Source organism: Streptomyces sp. NPDC001536 (assembly GCF_042894505.1).
Classification (GTDB): domain Bacteria; phylum Actinomycetota; class Actinomycetes; order Streptomycetales; family Streptomycetaceae; genus Streptomyces.
Genome location: NZ_JBIAVQ010000029.1, coordinates 1 through 15987, shown reverse-complemented (window position 1 = coordinate 15987; position 15987 = coordinate 1). Strand labels below are relative to the sequence as shown.

Sequence of the window (15987 nt, the reverse complement as noted above, 5' to 3'; positions counted from 1 at the left end):
GGCCACTGTGGACGACACCGCAGCCCCCGTCTGACGGGGCGTGAGGCGGCGTGACGGGCCAGCGCTGCGTGCAATTCCCTGAGAAGGACATCGGGCAGCGCCGCGCCCTGACCGTGTTCGAGAACCTGTCACCCCCGCGGGCCACCACGAACCGTGCCGGCCTGCCAGCACCCCACCAGCGAAGCATCAACCGGCACGTGCCTGAAGAAGTGATCGACCGCGCGTCCCCGCACCCATGACGCTCGCACCCGGGGCCGTTGCGGCTGACGTCAACGTCCGGCCCCCATCGACATTTTCGGGCTCCGCGATCCCCGAGCGCTGTCCCAAACCGTCGATGGACGTCGCTCGCTCCCGCTCACAGAACCCGGCGTTCTGCCGCCTGGATACACTGCCCCGTCGGGAGGAACTCTTCCTCTCCCGTGCCGGGAGGGCCGGCAGGCGGCTTGATGCGAAGGAGTCCGAGCGTGGATGCCCCACATGTGGCGGGCAGGACCGCCCCGGCACTGCCCGGGAGGGCCGCGTTGGAGGTGAGCCCGTTGCCCGGTCGTTCCGGGATACGCGCCCGCGGTGAGATCAGCGCCCTCACTCGCCCGTCGTGGGAGCAGGCACTGTCCGAGCTGGCCCGGCGGCACGCGGATGTGTCGTACCTGGAGCTGTCGGATGTGGCGTTCGTCGACGTGGCCGGGGTAACCGCGCTGGCGGTCACCGCCATGAACCTGCCCGACGGGAGGGTCGTGGTCGAGAATCCCCCACCGCAGCTGCCGCGGGTCCTGGAGATGTTCTGGCCGGGCCTGGACCGGATCGAGGTGGCTCTGTGATGAGCACGGTGACCACCCACGAGGCGTTCGTGCACCCTGCCCTCTTCTACCGCACCGAGCAGGAGTACACGCAGCAGACGGTGGCCTTCCTGCGCGAGGGCCTGACCAACGGCGAGCCGATGGCCGTGGCGGTGCCCGGCCCCAACCTGGAGCTGATCCAGGCAGGTCTGGGCGGGGACGCCGAGGGCATCCTGTTCCTGGACATGACCGAGGCCGGCCGCAACCCGGGGCGCATCATTCCCAAGGTGCTGCGCGGATTCGCCGACGCCCACCCGAACGGGCGGGTGCGGATCATCGGCGAGCCGATCTGGGCCGGGCGCAGCGCGGTGGAGTACCCGGCGTGCGCCCAGCACGAAGCGCTGATCAACGCCGCGTTCGAGGGCCGGGCGGTGACGATCCTGTGCCCCTACGACGAGGTGCGGCTGGATCCGCAGGTGATCGCCGATGCGCGGGTTACCCACCCGACCCTCATCAGCGGGGAAGGCCATGAGTCGGTCAGCGACGTCTACGACTGGCAGGCAGTCGTAGACCGGTACAACCAGACGCTTGCGCCTGCACCGGACGCCGCAGCCTTCTCCTACGGTGCTGAGGACCTTCCGGCGATCCGCCAGTTCGCTCTCGCTCAGGCGATGCGGTTGGGCCTGGCCGGGAAGCGGCTCATGGACGTGGAGCTGGCGGTCGCGGAGCTGACGACCAACAGCGTGGTCCACGGCGGAGGCCGCGGCACACTCGCCGTCTGGGCCGAGCAGGGACAGCTGGTGTGCGAGGTCCGCGATGCGGGCCGGCTGACCGATCCGCTGGCCGGCCGCCGCCCGCCGGAGCAAGGCCAACTGGGCGGCCGGGGCCTGATGCTGGTCCACTACGTGGCCGACCTGGTGCGCATGCACACCGGCGACGACGGCACGACCGTGCGCTTCTACCTCAGCTTGTGACAGCGCGCGTGGGCGGCCACCTGTCAGGGCGGCCGCCCGCCCCGCTTCTGCTTCACGCCGCAACGATTTACGACTCCAGGCGGCGCCGGGGGCTGGCCGGCGAGGAGCGGGGAATGCCCGGCGGATGGTCTCGGCGCGTTCCGCGCTGCGGGACGGCGCGCGCTGGCGGCTGGCCTTCCTGTGTTGCCGGGGGCTCGTTCCGGACAGGCTGGGGGAGTCCCTGTGAGCGGTGTTGAGGGGAGGCGCTGTGTTCGTCCCGCTGCTGACTCACTTCGTCGCGGCTGCGGACGCCCCGGCTCTGATAGCTCTGCGAGACGAACTGGCGGATGTCGCCTTGGAAGTGCTGCCGGGGGTCAGCTGACCGGCACGGGCTCGTTCGTCGGGAAGGGGTGTCCCGCGGGCACGATGCCGGCTGGCCCGGGCCGGGACGTCGTCCTGACGGTCTCGAGAACGGGGAAGGACCGTTTGACCTCCCCAGGACACGGTCCTTCCCCGGCCGGCGCTGCGCGTCTACCCCGTCAAGCCGGGCTCATGCTCAGGCACTGACCTTCGTGCCATCGCGGTGACCAGGTGATCCCGCAGGCTGTCGGGAAAGGGTTCCTTGCCCGTCACGGCCGCGATCATCTACTCGGCCAGGACACGTATCCGGGTGTTGCTGTGCTGGGACACCTCGACCAGGATTTCCCACGACTCCTCGGCCGAGCAGCCGAGTTGAGCGATCAGGACCCCGCGGGCCATGCCCATCCGGGGCCGGCTGTCCATCGCCTGGTGGACGCCTGCCCGGCGTCTACCGGCACACGGAACCGATCGCACCCTTTGTGATCACTGCATCTCACTCAGGTCTGCAGGCCGCCACCGGAGAACTTCAGAACATCGCCTTGAAGGTGCCGTCGGACCCCCACCTGGCCATCGGCCGCCAGGCGGCGGATCGCAGCCACCTGCGCTGGACCTTGTATCAACGAGCTGACCGGGCCGACCTTGGAGTCGCTCAGTTGAGCTCCGGTAGCACGTCCCGGGCGGCATCCATCAGGTCGTTGTGCAGGGCTATCAGGGCGGGTCCATCGGCTGCCGTGACGAAGTGCTTCAGCAGCAGGACGAATCCAGGGTCCCCGCCCCGCAGAGCACGGGTACGAACTCCCGGATAGCGTCGGCATGTGGCGGGCCTGTCGCCGACGGGCTGAACGGGGAGCAACGGGAGGCGGGGCGGGGGCTGGCGCCGGCGGCGTTACGACCACAAGCAGCAGAGACGCCATGCCGTCAGAGCACGCGCAGCAGGACACCGCCCGGGACCCGGCCGCTGGCTCCGCTTTCCTTCGATGTTGAGGCCGTCTTTCCAGAGCTGATCGGTACGGCGCGCGAGGTCACCATTCCGCTACTCCCGGGCCGGGCAGCCGGGCCCGGGGGACAGTTCCATCGGCGGGCCCGTTGCTGTGGCCGTCCGACGAGCCCTGGCCGATGTGCGCCGAACCGGACCACTACAAGCCGCTCGACGCTCTGTAGGGCCGGAGCCGGTCGCGATGGTCCCGGTAGTCCAGCTGTATGCACGGGATGTGCCCGGACTTGTCTTGCCCGCCCATGCTGCCTCGTCCGGAGCGCGGGGTCATCGTCGCCAAAAGCCAGTTGAGATGGTGCCTTTGACGGGGAAGGGTCTGTGGTCATGGAGTTCTTCTGCTACCACCGTGACCGGCCCGGCTCCCTCGCGTTGCGCGAGGAGTTGGGGGAGGAGCACTGGTCCTACATGGACCGGTACGCGAAGGAGCTGATCGCTCGCGGCCCGACCTTCGCTGATGACGGTGAGACACTCACCGGCAGCGTGCACATCGTCGACCTGCCCGATCCCGCCGCTGCCCGCGCGTTCGCCTTCGACGAGCCCAACTACCAGGCCGGCGCGTACCGGGACGTGCTGCTGCGCCGCTGGCGCAACATGCTGGGGCGCACCATGTGGGATTTCCCCGGTGGCCGGAGCGGTGGCAACCGGTACCTGGTGCTCGGTCTCGGCGAGGGCCCGGCCGCCGATTCTGCCCTGCCGTCGGACCGGGATGATCTGGTCGCGTACGGGCCGCTCCTGTCCGACGACGGCGACACCTGGCTGGGTACGGCGGTGCTGCTCAGGGCACCGGATCCGGAGACGGCACGAGCCGTCCTGACCGCGGAGCGGTACGCGGACATCGAGGTCCACGACTGGGAGTTCGGCGGGCGCCGATGAGCCACGAAGGCGCCGGGTCGATGTCGTCTTCGGACCCCATTGACCTGGGGCAGGAGCGGTGACGGTGGCGATGCGGGCGGTTCCGCTGGTGGGCGGGCCGGTGGAGCTACGGGGCGCCCTGGACCTGGAGACCACACAGGCAGGGGTGATACAGCGCCGGTTGCCCGCGTGGACCAAGGAGCAGTACCAGGATCCGTCGGTCTACGGGGTGACCGTGATGCCTTCGGGGGCGCGGCTGGTGTTCCGCACCGATGCACACACATGGGAGGTCGAGGTACTCACCTCCACCGGCCAGCTCGACTCCGACCTCCACCCTCGCCCGACCGGGATGCTGGAGTTGCTGGTGGACGGCGCCTTGGCCGGGCGTCAGCAGGCGCCGGTGGGCAACGTGCTGCTGAGCAGCAGATCCGGCCGGTGCGAGAACCGCCCGGCTCCCGCCCGGGCTCCGCCTGGCGAAGCCCTCACGACGCTCCGCGCCGTCGGCAAGGAACGCAGTGGTCGGCGCCGACGGACCTGAGTCTGCGACGCTCCGCGCCGCCACCGTCACATTCGCTTCACCACCGGCCTGAAGGCCGATGCACTGCGAATGAATTCCGGTAGCGAGCCGTGTGCTGGGGGAGGAGGCTGGATGGAGGGGCAATGTGATGGAGACATCTCATGGCTCGAACCACCACACGCCGACAGCAGCAGCCGCAGACACCATTCCTGTCCCGCCCCGGTGTCCGGCGCACCGCACCGTTCGTTCTGATCACCACGATCGATCTGGACCTCATTTTCGAGAACCGCGGGGATGTCGAGATCTGCCTTCTCATCCCAGAGGCGACCATGCCGCCATGGGGGTGCCCTTCTCATCGCCTGGGGCCTCGGCATGCTCGCCAGTGCCTTTACCGTGCGTCGGCGCCGGGATCGACATGCGAAACGACCGGGTGCGTAATTCCCCGCGATCCCTGCGAAGGGAACCAGGCCGACGGGCAGAGCGCGACGCGCCGTTGCGAGGCCGTACGACACGAAGGATTCTGCGATGACCAGTCATGTGAGTGGGAGCCGCTCGGGTGCGGCCGTGCGAAGTCCGGGGAGGTCCAGTATCGGCAGCGGGTGGGTGGTCTTCGCGGGCGTCATGATGATCTTCGGTGGTCTGATGACGCTTTTCGCGGGCATCGCCGCCATTGCCAACGACGACGTGTTCGTCGCCGCCCGCAACTACGTGTACGAGTTCGATATCACCGGATGGGGCTGCGTCCATCTGCTCATGGGCGTGGTCATTACTCTCGCTGGAGCTGCCCTGTTCCAGGGTGCCACCTGGGCGAGGGGCGCGTCGGCGTGGGGCTGGTCGGCCTGGCCATGCTCGCGAACTTCCTCTGGATCCCCTACGCCCCGTTCTGGGCCATCGTCCTGATCGCGATCAACGGCTTCGTGATCTGGGCACCGTGCACCGCTCCCAGCCGTCAGAACACTGAAACAGGGGAGGCCTCGGGTTTGCGACCCCGGGCCCAGGCCGTCCCGGATCGGAGACACCCATGAAAGACCTCAAGTTTGAACAGAAGCGCTCGCTGTCCCGTCTTGAGGCAGCCGACCAGCTCACGGCACTCGCAACCGCGCTGAGGGAAGGTACGGATGCCGAACTGGAACTCAGCTCCGGAACGCTGAGCCTGCGGATCCCCGACGACCTCGACAGCGAGCTAGAGGTCGAGATCGATGATGGGGAGATTGAGCTGGAGATCGAGTTCAAGTGGCCGATCGCATCGCCCCGGACAGCGCCATCGCGGGCGGTGGCCGGCACAAAGAAGGCCACAACGCAGAAGAGCGTGCCCGCCAAGCCAACGCGCCGCGGCAGTGCGGGCACCAACAGGAGCAAAGGCGCGAGGCGGGCCGCTACCGGAATTCATTCGTAGTGCATCGGCCTTCAGGCCTCTTCCCAGCGGGGCTTGCCGCGCCTGGTCTCATCCATGCCCAGCACCTCGACCTCGGGCGGCGGAGCCTCGACGTCCTCGCGGGCGGCGGCGCGGAAGGAGCCCATCAGGGTCGGCCAGGACAGGTGGAGATCACGGGCCGCCTGGATGACCGTGGAGCCGGCATCCCGCACGCGCCGCCCGGACGCGGCCCGCAGCCGCCCGGTGATCCGGGCCCCGGCCGGTATCTGCTCGATCCGCTCGGTGAACGACCGCCGTGGACAGGCCGTCTCACGGCACCACCAGCGCCGCTTGTGCCAGACGAACTCCAGCCTGCCCTCCCCGTAGGGCAGATCACGTGGCCGGGGGCCGGCCAGCCCTTCACGCGGGAGGCGAAGACCCCGCAGGCCGGGCGGGCCCTGGCCGAGGCATCCGCCGCGGCCAGATGGACCCGGCGCCCACCGCACTGAAGCCGCTCGACCCGCATGACGGACACCCCGTCGAGGTCCAGCAGCAACGTCGTATCGTTGACCAAGCCCGTGGCTCCCAGACGATCATTCTGCCTAGACAACAGAAATGATCACCCAGGACCACGGGCGTCCTGCGTCCAGGGCCACCAACAGCCCACCCACCACCGTGCAGTGACTGTCAGTCAGCGCACACGAAGGGCACACCGCTCAAGTTCGAAGACCCAGATCAGCGAGAGAACGTGAGACGAGGCTGAGAAGGCGATGGAGATCAGCTCAGACCGGCGGACGTGAGCCAGGCCTTGGCGACGTCGCTCATGTCGTCGAGCTTGGCGACCTTGCTGTTCAGCTCCATGAGTCCCTCGGTGGTCAGCGCCGCGGACACGGCGTTGAGGGTGCTGGTGACGGTGGGGGTGACCTTGTCCTTGTTGATGACGGGCAGGATGTTCTCGGCCAGGAAGAGGTTCTTGTCGTCCTTGAGGGTGACGAGCTTGTTCTTGGCGATGGCGGGGTCCGTGCTGGTCAGGTCACCGACCTGCACCTGGTTGTTGGTGATGGCGGCGAGGGTCAGCGGGCCTCCGGCGTCCAGCGAGACGAACTTCTTGAAGGACAACCCGTAGACGTTCTTCAGCCCGACTACGCCGTTGACCCGGGTCTTCCACTCCGGCGGTGCGCCCAGTGCCATCGTGCCGGCCACCGGGGCGAGGTCGGAGATGGTGGTGAGGTCGTGGGCGGTCGCCGTCTTCTGGGTGACGGCCAGCACGTCCTTGTCCTCCGCCGTGGACTGCTTGAGCGCGGAGATGCCGGAGGGCAGCGCCTTGGTCAGCGCGGCGGAGACCTCGGCCGGGCTGCTGGCCTTCGTCTTCGGGTCGAAGTACTGGAGCAGCGCGCCCGTGTACTCCGGGAGGAGATCGATCGAGCCGTCCTTGAGCGCGGGGATGTACGTCTCCCGGCTGCCGATGTTCAGCCGGGTCTTGACCTTGACGCCCTTGGCCTTCAGCGCCTCCGCGTAGATGGTGGCGAGGAGTTGGCTCTCCGTGAAGTTCGCCGACCCGACGGTGATGGTGTCGGCGGCGGACGAGGCGCCGGCCGTGGCGCTGGTGCTCATCGGGTCACCGCCGCTGCCGCACGCGGTGAGGACGAGGGCGCCGGTGGCGGTCAAGGCCGCGAGGCCGAGGAGCTTCTTGCTTCTTGTGGACGTGCTGTTCATGGGACTCTCTTCACTGTGCGGTGGCGGTGGCGGATGCCGGTACTGGGGGAGGGGAAGTGCGGCGGGAGACCCTGCGGGTGAGGCCGGGCGAGACGAGGAGCCTGGCCAGCCCGAGCAGGAGGAGTTCGACGGCCAGGGCGAGCGCGGCGACGAGGATCGCTCCGCCCGCCATCTGCGCGTAGTCGCTCTGGGCGAGGCCGTCGATGAGGAACCGGCCGAGACCGCCGAGCGAGACGTAAGCGGCCACGGTCGCGGTCGCGATGATCTGCAGCGCCGCGGCCCGGATCCCGGACAGGATCAGCGGCAGCGCGCACGGCAGTTGAACGCGCAGCAGGATGTCCCGGCGACGCCAGCCCATGCCGCGCGCGGCGTCGACGGCGGCGGCGTCCACCGCGAAGACACCCGCGTAGGTGTTGGTCAGGATCGGCGGCACCGCGAGCAGGACGAGCACGATCAGGCTCGGAATGGTGAACGCCAGGTCGGAGGCGATGTGCGGGGTGATCAGCAGCACCGCGATCATCAGCACACCCAGCGTCGGCAGGGCACGCAGCGCGTTGGCGAGGCCGCCCACCAGGAAGGCGCCGCGCCCGGTGTGACCGATCAGGAGGCCGACGGGTACGCCGATGACGAGGGCGATGCCCAGCGCCATGCCGGACAGTTCGAGGTGGACCAGGGTCTGGGCGGGGATGCCGTCGGGACCGCTCCAGTTGACGGGATCGGTGAGCCAGCCGGTGATGCTCGTGCTCATCGGGCGGACCTCCTGGGCTGCCAAGGGGTGAGCGAGTGGCCGGCGAGCAGGATCAGCCCGTCCAGCACCAGCGCGATGACCAGGCTCAGTACGACGCCGGTGACGATCGGGGTGAAGAAGTGCAGCTGGAAGCCCTGCGTGAACAGCGAGCCGAGCTGCGGCACACCGAGCAGCGCAGCCATGGACACGATGCTGACGTTGGAGACCGCCGCGACCCGCAGCCCGGCGGCGATGACCGGTACGGCGATGGGCAGTTCGATCCGTATCAGCCGCTGGTGCGACCGGTAGCCCATGGCGTGGGCGGACTGGATGACGTCGGCGGGTACGGCAGCGAGTCCGTCGGCCACGACCCGCACCAGGAGCGCCGTTGTGTAGACGCTCAGCGCGATGACCACGTTGACCGGGTCGAGGATCCGGGTGCCGAGCAACTTCGGCAGCAGGATGAACAGAGCGAGGGAGGGCACGGTGTAGACCAGCCCGGCCAGCGCCACCAGCAGCGGGTAGAGCCGGCGGCTGCGGTGGGCCAGCCGGCCCAGCGGCAGCGCGACCAGCAGGCCGATGAGCAGCGGCAGTATGGACAGCCAGAGGTGCCATGCGGTGAGGTCGGCGATCTCTCCGGCGTTGTGGCGGAGCCATTCCGCGGCGGTCACAGGTGGCTCCCGGCGGGGGCCTCGGCGGCGGACTCGACGGACCCAGCGATGGCCCCCGCAGGGGCGGTCGCCGAGGCGGCTGCGGCCTCTTCGATCGCGCGGGCCACGGCTGTCGGCGACACGGTCCCGGCCAGGTGTCCTTCGGCGTCGACCAGGACACCGCGACCGCTGGGAGAGGACAGTGCCGCGTCCAGCAGTTCGCGGAGGGTGCCGTCCGTGCGGGCCGTGGTGGCGCTGAGGTTGAGGTCCTGCTCGGTGACCCGGTCGCCGTCGAGCCGGTTGAGCGCGGCCCAGCCGACCGGCTCACCGCCGGGGGCGGTGACCAGGATCCAGCCGTCCAGCGCCGCCGCCTCGGCCTCGGCGCGCGTCGCGCCGAGCACGACGGCAGGCTCGGCGGCGGGAATGACGCCGTCTCCCGTACCGGCGAAGCCCAGCGCCCGGTAGCCCCGGTCACGGCCGACGAAGCCCGCGACGAAGGCGTCGGCGGGCCGGGCCAGCAGCTCGGCCGGGGCCGCGGCCTGTGCGAGCCGCCCGCCCTCGCGGAGCACCGCGACCTGGTCGCCGAGCTTGAGCGCCTCGTCGATGTCATGGGTGACCAGCACGATCGTCTTGCCGATCTCGCGCTGGAGGCGGAGGAACTCCTCCTGCAACTGGGCGCGTACGACCGGGTCGACGGCGCTGAACGGCTCGTCCATCAGCAGGTAGGGCGGGTCGGCGGCCAGTGCGCGGGCGACACCGACGCGCTGCTGCTGGCCGCCGGACAACTGCCAGGGGTAGCGGTCGGCGAACTGCGGGCCGAGGCCGACCCGTTCCAGCAGTTCCAGGGCCCGGGTCCGGGCCTCGCGGCGGCCGAGCCCGAGGAGCCGGGGGAGCGCCATGACGTTGTCGGCGACGTTCTTGTGCGGGAAGAGGCCGGCGTGCTGGATGACGTAACCGATTTTCCGTCGCAGCTCGGTGGCGTCGGTCCCGGAGACCGGCTGTCCGCCCAGTGTGATGGTGCCGGAGGTGGGCTCGATCAGGCGGTTGACCATGCGCATGGAGGTGGTCTTGCCGCAGCCGGACGGCCCCACCAGAACGGTGATCTTCCCGGTCGGTGCCTCCAGACTGAGCCGGTCGACGGCGACCGTACCGTCCGGATATGCCTTGGTGACGTTGTCGAATCGGATCATGACATTCTCTCCGTTACGGTGCCGTATGTCGGCTGTGCCGGCTGTGCCGGCGGCGGTAGCTGTCCGCCGAGCGAACGCGACAGGTCGTGGGCCTCACCGGCGAGCCGGGCTCCGATCCGTACGACCTTGTCGCCGCGCAGCCGGTAGTCGGGGACCACCACGCTCAGGGCGGCGATCACCCTGGATCCGGTGAGCAGTGGTGCCGCGATCGCGGTGACGTCGTTCTCGACGCCGTCCTCCACGACGACGTAACCCCGGGCCGGCGTCTCCCCCGCGAACACCGCCCCGACCGCGCTGGCGCGCCGGGGGATCGTCCGGCCCACCCAACTGGTGTGCCGGACCGAGTGAGTGCCCTCGGTGATCGCGATGTACAGGGCGGTGTCCTCGTGCGAGGGGATGCTCAGGTACACCGACTCCCGGGTCACTGCGACGATCCGTTCCATCGCCTCGCGGCAGTAGGGCACCAGGGACTCGTGACTCAGGGCCCGTGCCCCGAACTGCACGATCCGGGTGCCGGGGCGGAACGATCCGTCGGCCTCGCGTCGTACGAAGCCGCCGTTCTCCAGCGCGCGCAAGAGGCGCAGCGCGGTGCTGGCCGCCAGCCCGGTCTCCCGGGCGCTCTCCGCCAGGGTGATGGCCCCGTGCTCGCAGACCACGCCGAGCAGAGCCATCGCCCGCTCCGCCGTCCGTGTCGACGTTTCGCCCATGCCCCACCTCCTGAATAGGTGGCAACACTAGGGACGGTTCTTTTCGGATGTATTCAGTTCGGTTTCTGTTGAGTGAATCCCGATTGCCACCAGACGGAATACGCGAAACGCATGGTGGCTATTTGCACACGAAGAGTCACCACTCGGCAGGGGAAATGCTCCCGGAAGGGCAGGATTGCACTGCCACAGATATGCGCGGAGCCCGAAAGAACATCCTGAGCAGGCCGCTCTGCCGCCTGGTGGCAATCGGGTTTCATCGGGCAGAAACCTCGGCGAGTGAGACGCGAAACCGGGCGTCCTTAGCGTCCGTTTCCATACACACGCACCGCTGGGAAGGAATGCCGTGAGTGATTCTCGGGAGCCGGTGGCCATCGGATCCACGCCGCTGTCCATTGACGACATCGTGGCGGTGGCACGGCACGGCGCCCCGGTGCTGCTCACCGAGGAAGCCGCCCTGGCGGTCAAGGGCATGCGCGTCCGGATGCTCGCGGGCCTCGACGCGGACGGACCGCCCGTCTACGGGCTCACCACGGGCGTCGGCGACCTCTACGACGTGTCGGTCGCCCCGGAGCACGTGTCGTCGGCCCAGCTGAAGATGCTCAAGAGCCATGCCTGCGGGGTGGGCGAGCCCTACCCGCCCGAAGTCATGCGCGCCATGATCCTCCTGATCGTGCGGGCGATGGCCCAGGGCCGCAGCGGAGTGGGCCTCGGTCTGGTCGAGACCCTCGTCGCGATGCTCAACCGAGGCGTCACCCCCTGGTCCCCCGGCCGCGGCTCGGTCGGCTATCTGATCGGCACCGCACACATCGGCCTGGTCACGGCCGGTCTCGGCCGGGCGTACTTCGAGGGCGAGCTGCTGCCCGGCGCCGAGGCGATGCGCCGCGCCGGTCTGCCCGTTCTCGAACTAGGCCCCCGCGAGGGCCACGCCCTGATCAGCGGCACGTACGAGGTGACCGCGATGGCGGCGCTCGCCGTCCACGACGCCCGGCTGCTGACGGCCGCCGCCGACATAGCGGCGGCGATGAGCCTGGAGGCCCTGCGCGGCAACGACCGCGCCTTCGACCCCCGCGTCCAGCAGGCCCGCCCGCACCCCGGCCAGGCGGCCACCGCCGCGAACCTGCGCGCCCTGCTCGACGGCAGCGCGATCGTGGCGGCGCACCGTCACCACCGCCTCCAGGACCCGCTGAGCCTGCGCTGCGCGCCCCAGGTCCACGGCAGCGTGCGCGACGCGCTGGACTACGCCGAGCGCACGGTCACCATCGAGGCCAACTCGGTCACCGACAACCCGCTGTTCTCCGTCGCCGGCGACGAGCTCACCGCCCACACCGGCGGCAACGGCCACGGCGCCCCGGTCGCCATGGCGCTGGATGTCCTCGCCATCGCCGTCACCCACCTGCTCAACATCTCCGAGCGCCGCACCGACCGCCTCACCAACGCCCACTTCAGCGAACTGCCGGCCTTCCTCGCGGCCCCCGGCGGCGAGGACTCCGGCTTCATGATCCCGCAGTACGTCGCCGCCGCGCTGGCCGCCGAGGCCCGCGCACTCGCCCAGCCCGCCTCCGTGCACAACATCCCGACCTCGGCGATGCAGGAGGACCACGTCAGCATGGGCGTCCCCGCCGGCTGGCAGGCCCGGCAGGCGGTCGAGTACGCACAGCAGGGCCTCGGCATCGAGATCCTGGCGGCGGCGCAGGGGCTGGAGCACCACGGCACCCTGCGCCCGGGAGCCGGGACGGGGGCCGCGTACCGAGCGGTCCGGGAGCGGGTGGCCGCCCTGGAGGAGGACCGCGAGATGTACCCCGACCTCGCGGCGGCCCGGGAGCTGGTCGCGGACGGCAGCCTCGTGGCGGCCGTGGAAGCAGTAGTGGGAGGACTGGCCCGATGAAGAGCACGGTGACGAGCGAGAACAACACAGATCAGAAAGGCCCGCTGTCCGGCGTCAAGGTCCTCGACCTCTCCCGGGTCCTGGCCGGTCCGCTCTGCGGAGCGCTGCTCGGTGACCTCGGAGCCGAGGTCACCAAGGTCGAGATGCCCGGCGCCGGCGACGACTCCCGGCACTTCGCCCCGCACATCAACGGCGAGAGCTCGTACTTCATGATGCTCAACCGGGGCAAACGCGGCATCACCCTCAACCTGAAGTCCGACGAGGGCCGCGACCTGCTGCACCGCCTGGTGCGCGACACGGACATCCTGATCGAGAACTACCGGCCCGGCGTCACCGCCCGCCTCGGCATCGACTACGACACCCTGGCCGCCGTCAACCCGCGTCTGGTGTACGTCAGCATCTCCGGCTTCGGCCAGACCGGACCACTCGCCCACCGCCCCGCCTACGACCACATCATCCAGGCCATGGGCGGCATCATGAGCCTCACCGGCTGGCCCGGCACCGGCCCGACCCGCGTCGGCGAGTCCATCGGCGACGTCGTCGCCGGGATGTACGGCTCGTACGGTGCCCTGGCCGCGCTCCGGCAACGCGACGTCACCGGGCACGGGCAGCACGTGGATGTCGCCATGCTCGACTCCGTGCTGTCCCTGCTGGTCGTGTCGCTGTCCCAGTTCACCGCCGACGGCACCGAACCCGAGCGGATCGGCAACCGTCATCCGGTCTCCGCCCCCATGGACAGCTTTCCCGCCCGCGACGGACAGGTCGTCCTCGCGGTCGCCAACGACGCCCTCTTCGCCCGTCTGTGCAAGGAGACCGGCATGCCCGAACTCCTCGACGACCCCCGCTTCGCCACGGACGCCCAGCGCGCCCGCCACCACGCCGAACTCCGGGTACTGATCGAGAACTGGACGCGTGACCTGACGGTCGACCAGGCCGTGAACCGACTGGAGGCGGCGGGCGTACCGGCAGGTCCCATCTGGAGCCTCAAGGAGGCCCTGGACAGCGACCACGCGCGGCAGCGACAGCTGCTGGGCACCGCACGGCACCCGGTGGCCGGCGAGGTCGCCGTGATGCGACAGCCCGTCCGCTTCTCCGGAGCGCAGCCCGCCGCCCCCGCACCCGCGCCGGTCCTCGGGCAGCACACGGACGAGGTGCTGGCCGCCGCGCTCGGGCTGAGCCCCGACGAGATCGCGGGCCTGCGCGCCCGTGGCGCGATCTGAGCCCCTGAATGGAGAAAGAGATGCCGGAGAAGAAACTGCCCACCGTGGCGGTGATCGGCGCCGGGACCATGGGCGCGGGCATCGCCCAGGTCTTCGCCCGAGCGGGCTGCCGGGTCGCCTTGTGGTCCCGCAGCCAAGCCACCCTGGACGCCGCGCGCGCTCTCGTCCCGGACGAGGTCCTCCGCACGCGTTCGCTGCCGGAGGCGCTGGACGGCGCGGACGTGGTGAGCGAGAACGTCGCCGAAGTGGTCGCCCTCAAGCAGGACGTCCTCGCCTCGATCGAGGCCGCGGTGACACCGGACTGCCTGCTCACCACCAACACCTCCAGCGTGCCGATCACCCTGCTGGGCAAGGCCCTTGACGATCCCGGCCGGTTCCTCGGCATGCACTGGTTCAATCCCGCGCCGGTCATGCCGCTCGTCGAACTCGTCGCCGGCGAGGCCACCACCGCGACGGCGATGGAGCGCGCCGAGTCGCTGACCCGGCGGCTCGGCAAGCTGCCCGTCGTCGTACGGGCGGATGTCCCCGGCTTCGTCGTCAACCGTATCCAGTACGCGGTGCTGCGGGAGGTGCTGCACCTGGTGGAGTCGGGCGTGACCTCCGTGGCGGACGCCGACCTGGCGGTCCGTACGACGCTCGCCCCACGCTGGGCGGCCTGCGGCCCACTGGAGCTGATGGACCTGGCCGGGCTGGACGTGGTCGAGCAGGTGTCGGCGATCCTGATGCCCGAGCTGAGCCGCTCGGCCGAAGTGCCGGAGTCCGTGAGGAAACTGGTGGCCGAAGGCGCTCTGGGCGCCAAGTCGGGACACGGCTTCTACGAGTGGCCCGGCGAACGGGCCGACCGGGTCAAGGCCCACCGGGACGCCGTCGTCAGGCAGTTGACCCACGATGGCTGACGGCACCGGCACCATTCTGACCCGTACCGAGGACGCGGTCGGCCACGTCCGCCTCCACCGCCCCGAAGCGGCCAACGCGTTGAGCCGCGCCATGATGACGGCTCTGCTGGACGCCGTACGCGCCTGGGACGCCGACCCCGACGTCCGCTGCGTCGTCATCAGCGGCACGGAACGCCTCTTCGCGGCCGGCGCCGACATCGCCGACCTGGCGGAACTCTCGGAGTCCGGCCCGGTCGGAACGTACCTCGACGACTTCAGCGACCTGTGGGAGGCCCTGTACGCCACCCGCATCCCTCTCGTCGCGGCGGTCAACGGCCATGTCCTGGGCGGCGGCTGCGAACTCGCCATGATCTGCGACCTCGTCATCGCCTCGGACACCGCCCGCTTCGGCCAGCCCGAGCTGCGTCTCGGTGCGATCCCCGGTGCGGGCGGCACCCAACGCCTCGTCCGCGCGGTCGGCAAGGCCCTCGCGATGGACATGATCCTCACCGGCCGCACCATCACCGCCCCCGAAGCCCTCGCCGCCGGCCTCGTCAGCCGCGTCGTACCCCCCGACCAGCTCGACCGCACAGCCCACGACACGGCCCGCACCATCGCCGCCCACCCCGCGACCGCGGTCCGGCTGGCGAAGGAGGCGGTGCTGACGGCCTTCGAGACGCCCCTCTCCGTCGGCATCCGCACCGAACGCCGCCTGGCCGCCCTCAACTCCTCCACCGACGACCACACCCAGGGCCTGCGGGCCTTCCTCGACAAGCGCCGGAGCAACGAACGATGACTGGAATTTCTGGACCCCGCCCCGTACGAGCGCCGCGCGGTACGGAACTGAGTGCCCTGGGATGGCAGCAGGAAGCCGCCCTGCGGATGCTGCAGAACAACCTGGATCCGGAAGTCGCCGAGCACCCCGACAAGCTCGTCGTCTACGGCGGCACCGGCAAGGCCGCCCGTGACTGGCGCTCCTTCGACGCCATGGTCCGCACCCTGCGGACGCTGAAGCAGGACGAGACGATGCTGGTGCAGTCGGGCCGCCCCGTCGGTGTCATGCAGACCCACGAGTGGGCGCCGCGTGTGCTGATCGCCAACTCCAACCTGGTCGGAGACTGGGCGAACTGGGAGGAGTTCCGCCGTCTGGAGGCCCTGGGCCTGACCATGTACGGGCAGATGACCGCCGGTTCCTGGATCTACATCGGTAC

Annotated in this window: 17 protein-coding genes and 1 pseudogene; 11 read left to right on the top strand and 7 right to left on the bottom strand. The window is 70.0% G+C overall.

The features are described from left to right. Nucleotides 1-464 precede the first annotated feature (464 nt). Together ACFY0U_RS44080 and ACFY0U_RS44075 are read left to right on the top strand one after the other, a co-directional pair. A complete protein-coding gene (locus ACFY0U_RS44080) occupies nucleotides 465-818 on the top strand; it encodes an STAS domain-containing protein (RefSeq protein ID WP_388645926.1) in 354 nt (117 codons plus the stop codon). Beyond that, nucleotides 818-1750, top strand: coding sequence for an anti-sigma factor RsbA family regulatory protein (locus ACFY0U_RS44075; RefSeq protein WP_388645925.1), 933 nt, complete (start codon nucleotides 818-820; stop codon nucleotides 1748-1750). Before ACFY0U_RS44080 ends, ACFY0U_RS44075 begins: the two co-directional genes overlap by 1 nt. Before the next feature lie 624 nt (nucleotides 1751-2374). On the opposite strand, the gene ACFY0U_RS44070 is transcribed toward ACFY0U_RS44075, so the two are convergent. Next, a complete protein-coding gene (locus ACFY0U_RS44070) occupies nucleotides 2375-2512 on the bottom strand; it encodes an ANTAR domain-containing protein (RefSeq protein ID WP_388645923.1) in 138 nt (45 codons plus the stop codon). Nucleotides 2513-3407: 895 nt separating this feature from the next. Here ACFY0U_RS44070 and ACFY0U_RS44065 point away from each other — a divergent pair. The 4 genes from ACFY0U_RS44065 (at nucleotide 3408) to ACFY0U_RS44050 (ending at nucleotide 5848) form a co-directional block, all read left to right on the top strand. Next, nucleotides 3408-3956, top strand: a complete 549-nt coding sequence (locus tag ACFY0U_RS44065; protein WP_388645922.1) for a YciI family protein — start codon at nucleotides 3408-3410, stop codon at nucleotides 3954-3956. A gap of 70 nt (nucleotides 3957-4026) precedes the next feature. After that, nucleotides 4027-4473, top strand: a complete 447-nt coding sequence (locus ACFY0U_RS44060) for a hypothetical protein (RefSeq protein WP_388645986.1) — start codon at nucleotides 4027-4029, stop codon at nucleotides 4471-4473. A gap of 504 nt (nucleotides 4474-4977) precedes the next feature. Then, nucleotides 4978-5352 (top strand): hypothetical protein, encoded by a 375-nt coding sequence (locus tag ACFY0U_RS44055; RefSeq protein WP_388645920.1) that lies wholly within the window; start codon nucleotides 4978-4980, stop codon nucleotides 5350-5352. A gap of 121 nt (nucleotides 5353-5473) precedes the next feature. Further along, on the top strand, nucleotides 5474-5848 hold the full coding sequence (locus ACFY0U_RS44050) for an amphi-Trp domain-containing protein (RefSeq protein ID WP_388645919.1): 375 nt from the start codon (nucleotides 5474-5476) through the stop codon (nucleotides 5846-5848). A gap of 11 nt (nucleotides 5849-5859) precedes the next feature. Here ACFY0U_RS44050 and ACFY0U_RS44045 read toward each other — a convergent pair whose 3' ends face one another. From ACFY0U_RS44045 to ACFY0U_RS44020, 6 genes are all read right to left on the bottom strand, one after another. Beyond that, nucleotides 5860-6312, bottom strand: a complete 453-nt coding sequence (locus ACFY0U_RS44045; RefSeq protein WP_388645917.1) for a helix-turn-helix domain-containing protein — start codon at nucleotides 6310-6312, stop codon at nucleotides 5860-5862. Between the two features lie 271 nt (nucleotides 6313-6583). Further along, nucleotides 6584-7522 (bottom strand): glycine betaine ABC transporter substrate-binding protein, encoded by a 939-nt coding sequence (locus ACFY0U_RS44040; protein ID WP_388645915.1) that lies wholly within the window; start codon nucleotides 7520-7522, stop codon nucleotides 6584-6586. Nucleotides 7523-7532: 10 nt separating this feature from the next. Beyond that, nucleotides 7533-8270, bottom strand: a complete 738-nt coding sequence (locus ACFY0U_RS44035; protein WP_388645914.1) for an ABC transporter permease — start codon at nucleotides 8268-8270, stop codon at nucleotides 7533-7535. Continuing rightward, nucleotides 8267-8920, bottom strand: coding sequence for an ABC transporter permease (locus ACFY0U_RS44030; protein ID WP_351694112.1), 654 nt, complete (start codon nucleotides 8918-8920; stop codon nucleotides 8267-8269). Before ACFY0U_RS44030 ends, ACFY0U_RS44035 begins: the two co-directional genes overlap by 4 nt. Continuing rightward, a complete protein-coding gene (locus tag ACFY0U_RS44025; RefSeq protein ID WP_388645911.1) occupies nucleotides 8917-10089 on the bottom strand; it encodes an ABC transporter ATP-binding protein in 1173 nt (390 codons plus the stop codon). Before ACFY0U_RS44025 ends, ACFY0U_RS44030 begins: the two co-directional genes overlap by 4 nt. Beyond that, nucleotides 10086-10796 carry an IclR family transcriptional regulator gene (locus ACFY0U_RS44020; protein ID WP_388645909.1) on the bottom strand — a complete coding sequence of 237 codons (711 nt, stop codon included), beginning with the start codon at nucleotides 10794-10796 and terminating at the stop codon, nucleotides 10086-10088. Before ACFY0U_RS44020 ends, ACFY0U_RS44025 begins: the two co-directional genes overlap by 4 nt. Nucleotides 10797-11139: 343 nt before the next feature. On the opposite strand from ACFY0U_RS44020, the gene hutH reads away from it, so the two are divergent. The 5 genes and pseudogenes from hutH to ACFY0U_RS43995 form a co-directional block, all read left to right on the top strand. Further along, a complete protein-coding gene (gene hutH / locus ACFY0U_RS44015; protein ID WP_388645907.1) occupies nucleotides 11140-12681 on the top strand; it encodes a histidine ammonia-lyase in 1542 nt (513 codons plus the stop codon). After that, nucleotides 12678-13901, top strand: a complete 1224-nt coding sequence (locus ACFY0U_RS44010) for a CaiB/BaiF CoA transferase family protein (RefSeq protein WP_388645905.1) — start codon at nucleotides 12678-12680, stop codon at nucleotides 13899-13901. The genes hutH and ACFY0U_RS44010 overlap by 4 nt, the downstream gene beginning before the upstream one ends. A 20-nt stretch (nucleotides 13902-13921) precedes the next feature. Then, complete coding sequence (locus ACFY0U_RS44005; protein WP_388645904.1) at nucleotides 13922-14797, top strand: 3-hydroxyacyl-CoA dehydrogenase family protein; 876 nt, start codon at nucleotides 13922-13924, stop codon at nucleotides 14795-14797. Further along, nucleotides 14790-15572, top strand: a complete 783-nt coding sequence (locus ACFY0U_RS44000) for an enoyl-CoA hydratase-related protein (protein ID WP_055634697.1) — start codon at nucleotides 14790-14792, stop codon at nucleotides 15570-15572. Before ACFY0U_RS44005 ends, ACFY0U_RS44000 begins: the two co-directional genes overlap by 8 nt. A gap of 5 nt (nucleotides 15573-15577) precedes the next feature. Further along, nucleotides 15578-15987 (top strand): annotated as a pseudogene (locus ACFY0U_RS43995) (urocanate hydratase); the annotation flags it as partial.

What these genes read in the sequence shown, in the direction of transcription:
- ACFY0U_RS44060 (WP_388645986.1), top strand. Translation starts at nt 4,027, where the DNA reads ATGCGGGCGGTTCCGCTGGTGGGCGGGCCGGTGGAGCTACGGGGCGCC.
- ACFY0U_RS44040 (WP_388645915.1), bottom strand. Translation starts at nt 7,522, where the DNA reads ATGAACAGCACGTCCACAAGAAGCAAGAAGCTCCTCGGCCTCGCGGCC.
- ACFY0U_RS44025 (WP_388645911.1), bottom strand. Translation starts at nt 10,089, where the DNA reads ATGATCCGATTCGACAACGTCACCAAGGCATATCCGGACGGTACGGTC.
- ACFY0U_RS44070 (WP_388645923.1), bottom strand. Translation starts at nt 2,512, where the DNA reads ATGGACAGCCGGCCCCGGATGGGCATGGCCCGCGGGGTCCTGATCGCT.
- ACFY0U_RS44035 (WP_388645914.1), bottom strand. Translation starts at nt 8,270, where the DNA reads ATGAGCACGAGCATCACCGGCTGGCTCACCGATCCCGTCAACTGGAGC.
- ACFY0U_RS44075 (WP_388645925.1), top strand. Translation starts at nt 818, where the DNA reads ATGAGCACGGTGACCACCCACGAGGCGTTCGTGCACCCTGCCCTCTTC.
- ACFY0U_RS44050 (WP_388645919.1), top strand. Translation starts at nt 5,474, where the DNA reads ATGAAAGACCTCAAGTTTGAACAGAAGCGCTCGCTGTCCCGTCTTGAG.
- ACFY0U_RS44005 (WP_388645904.1), top strand. Translation starts at nt 13,922, where the DNA reads ATGCCGGAGAAGAAACTGCCCACCGTGGCGGTGATCGGCGCCGGGACC.
- ACFY0U_RS44010 (WP_388645905.1), top strand. Translation starts at nt 12,678, where the DNA reads ATGAAGAGCACGGTGACGAGCGAGAACAACACAGATCAGAAAGGCCCG.
- ACFY0U_RS44020 (WP_388645909.1), bottom strand. Translation starts at nt 10,796, where the DNA reads ATGGGCGAAACGTCGACACGGACGGCGGAGCGGGCGATGGCTCTGCTC.
- ACFY0U_RS44055 (WP_388645920.1), top strand. Translation starts at nt 4,978, where the DNA reads ATGACCAGTCATGTGAGTGGGAGCCGCTCGGGTGCGGCCGTGCGAAGT.
- ACFY0U_RS44065 (WP_388645922.1), top strand. Translation starts at nt 3,408, where the DNA reads ATGGAGTTCTTCTGCTACCACCGTGACCGGCCCGGCTCCCTCGCGTTG.
- ACFY0U_RS44000 (WP_055634697.1), top strand. Translation starts at nt 14,790, where the DNA reads ATGGCTGACGGCACCGGCACCATTCTGACCCGTACCGAGGACGCGGTC.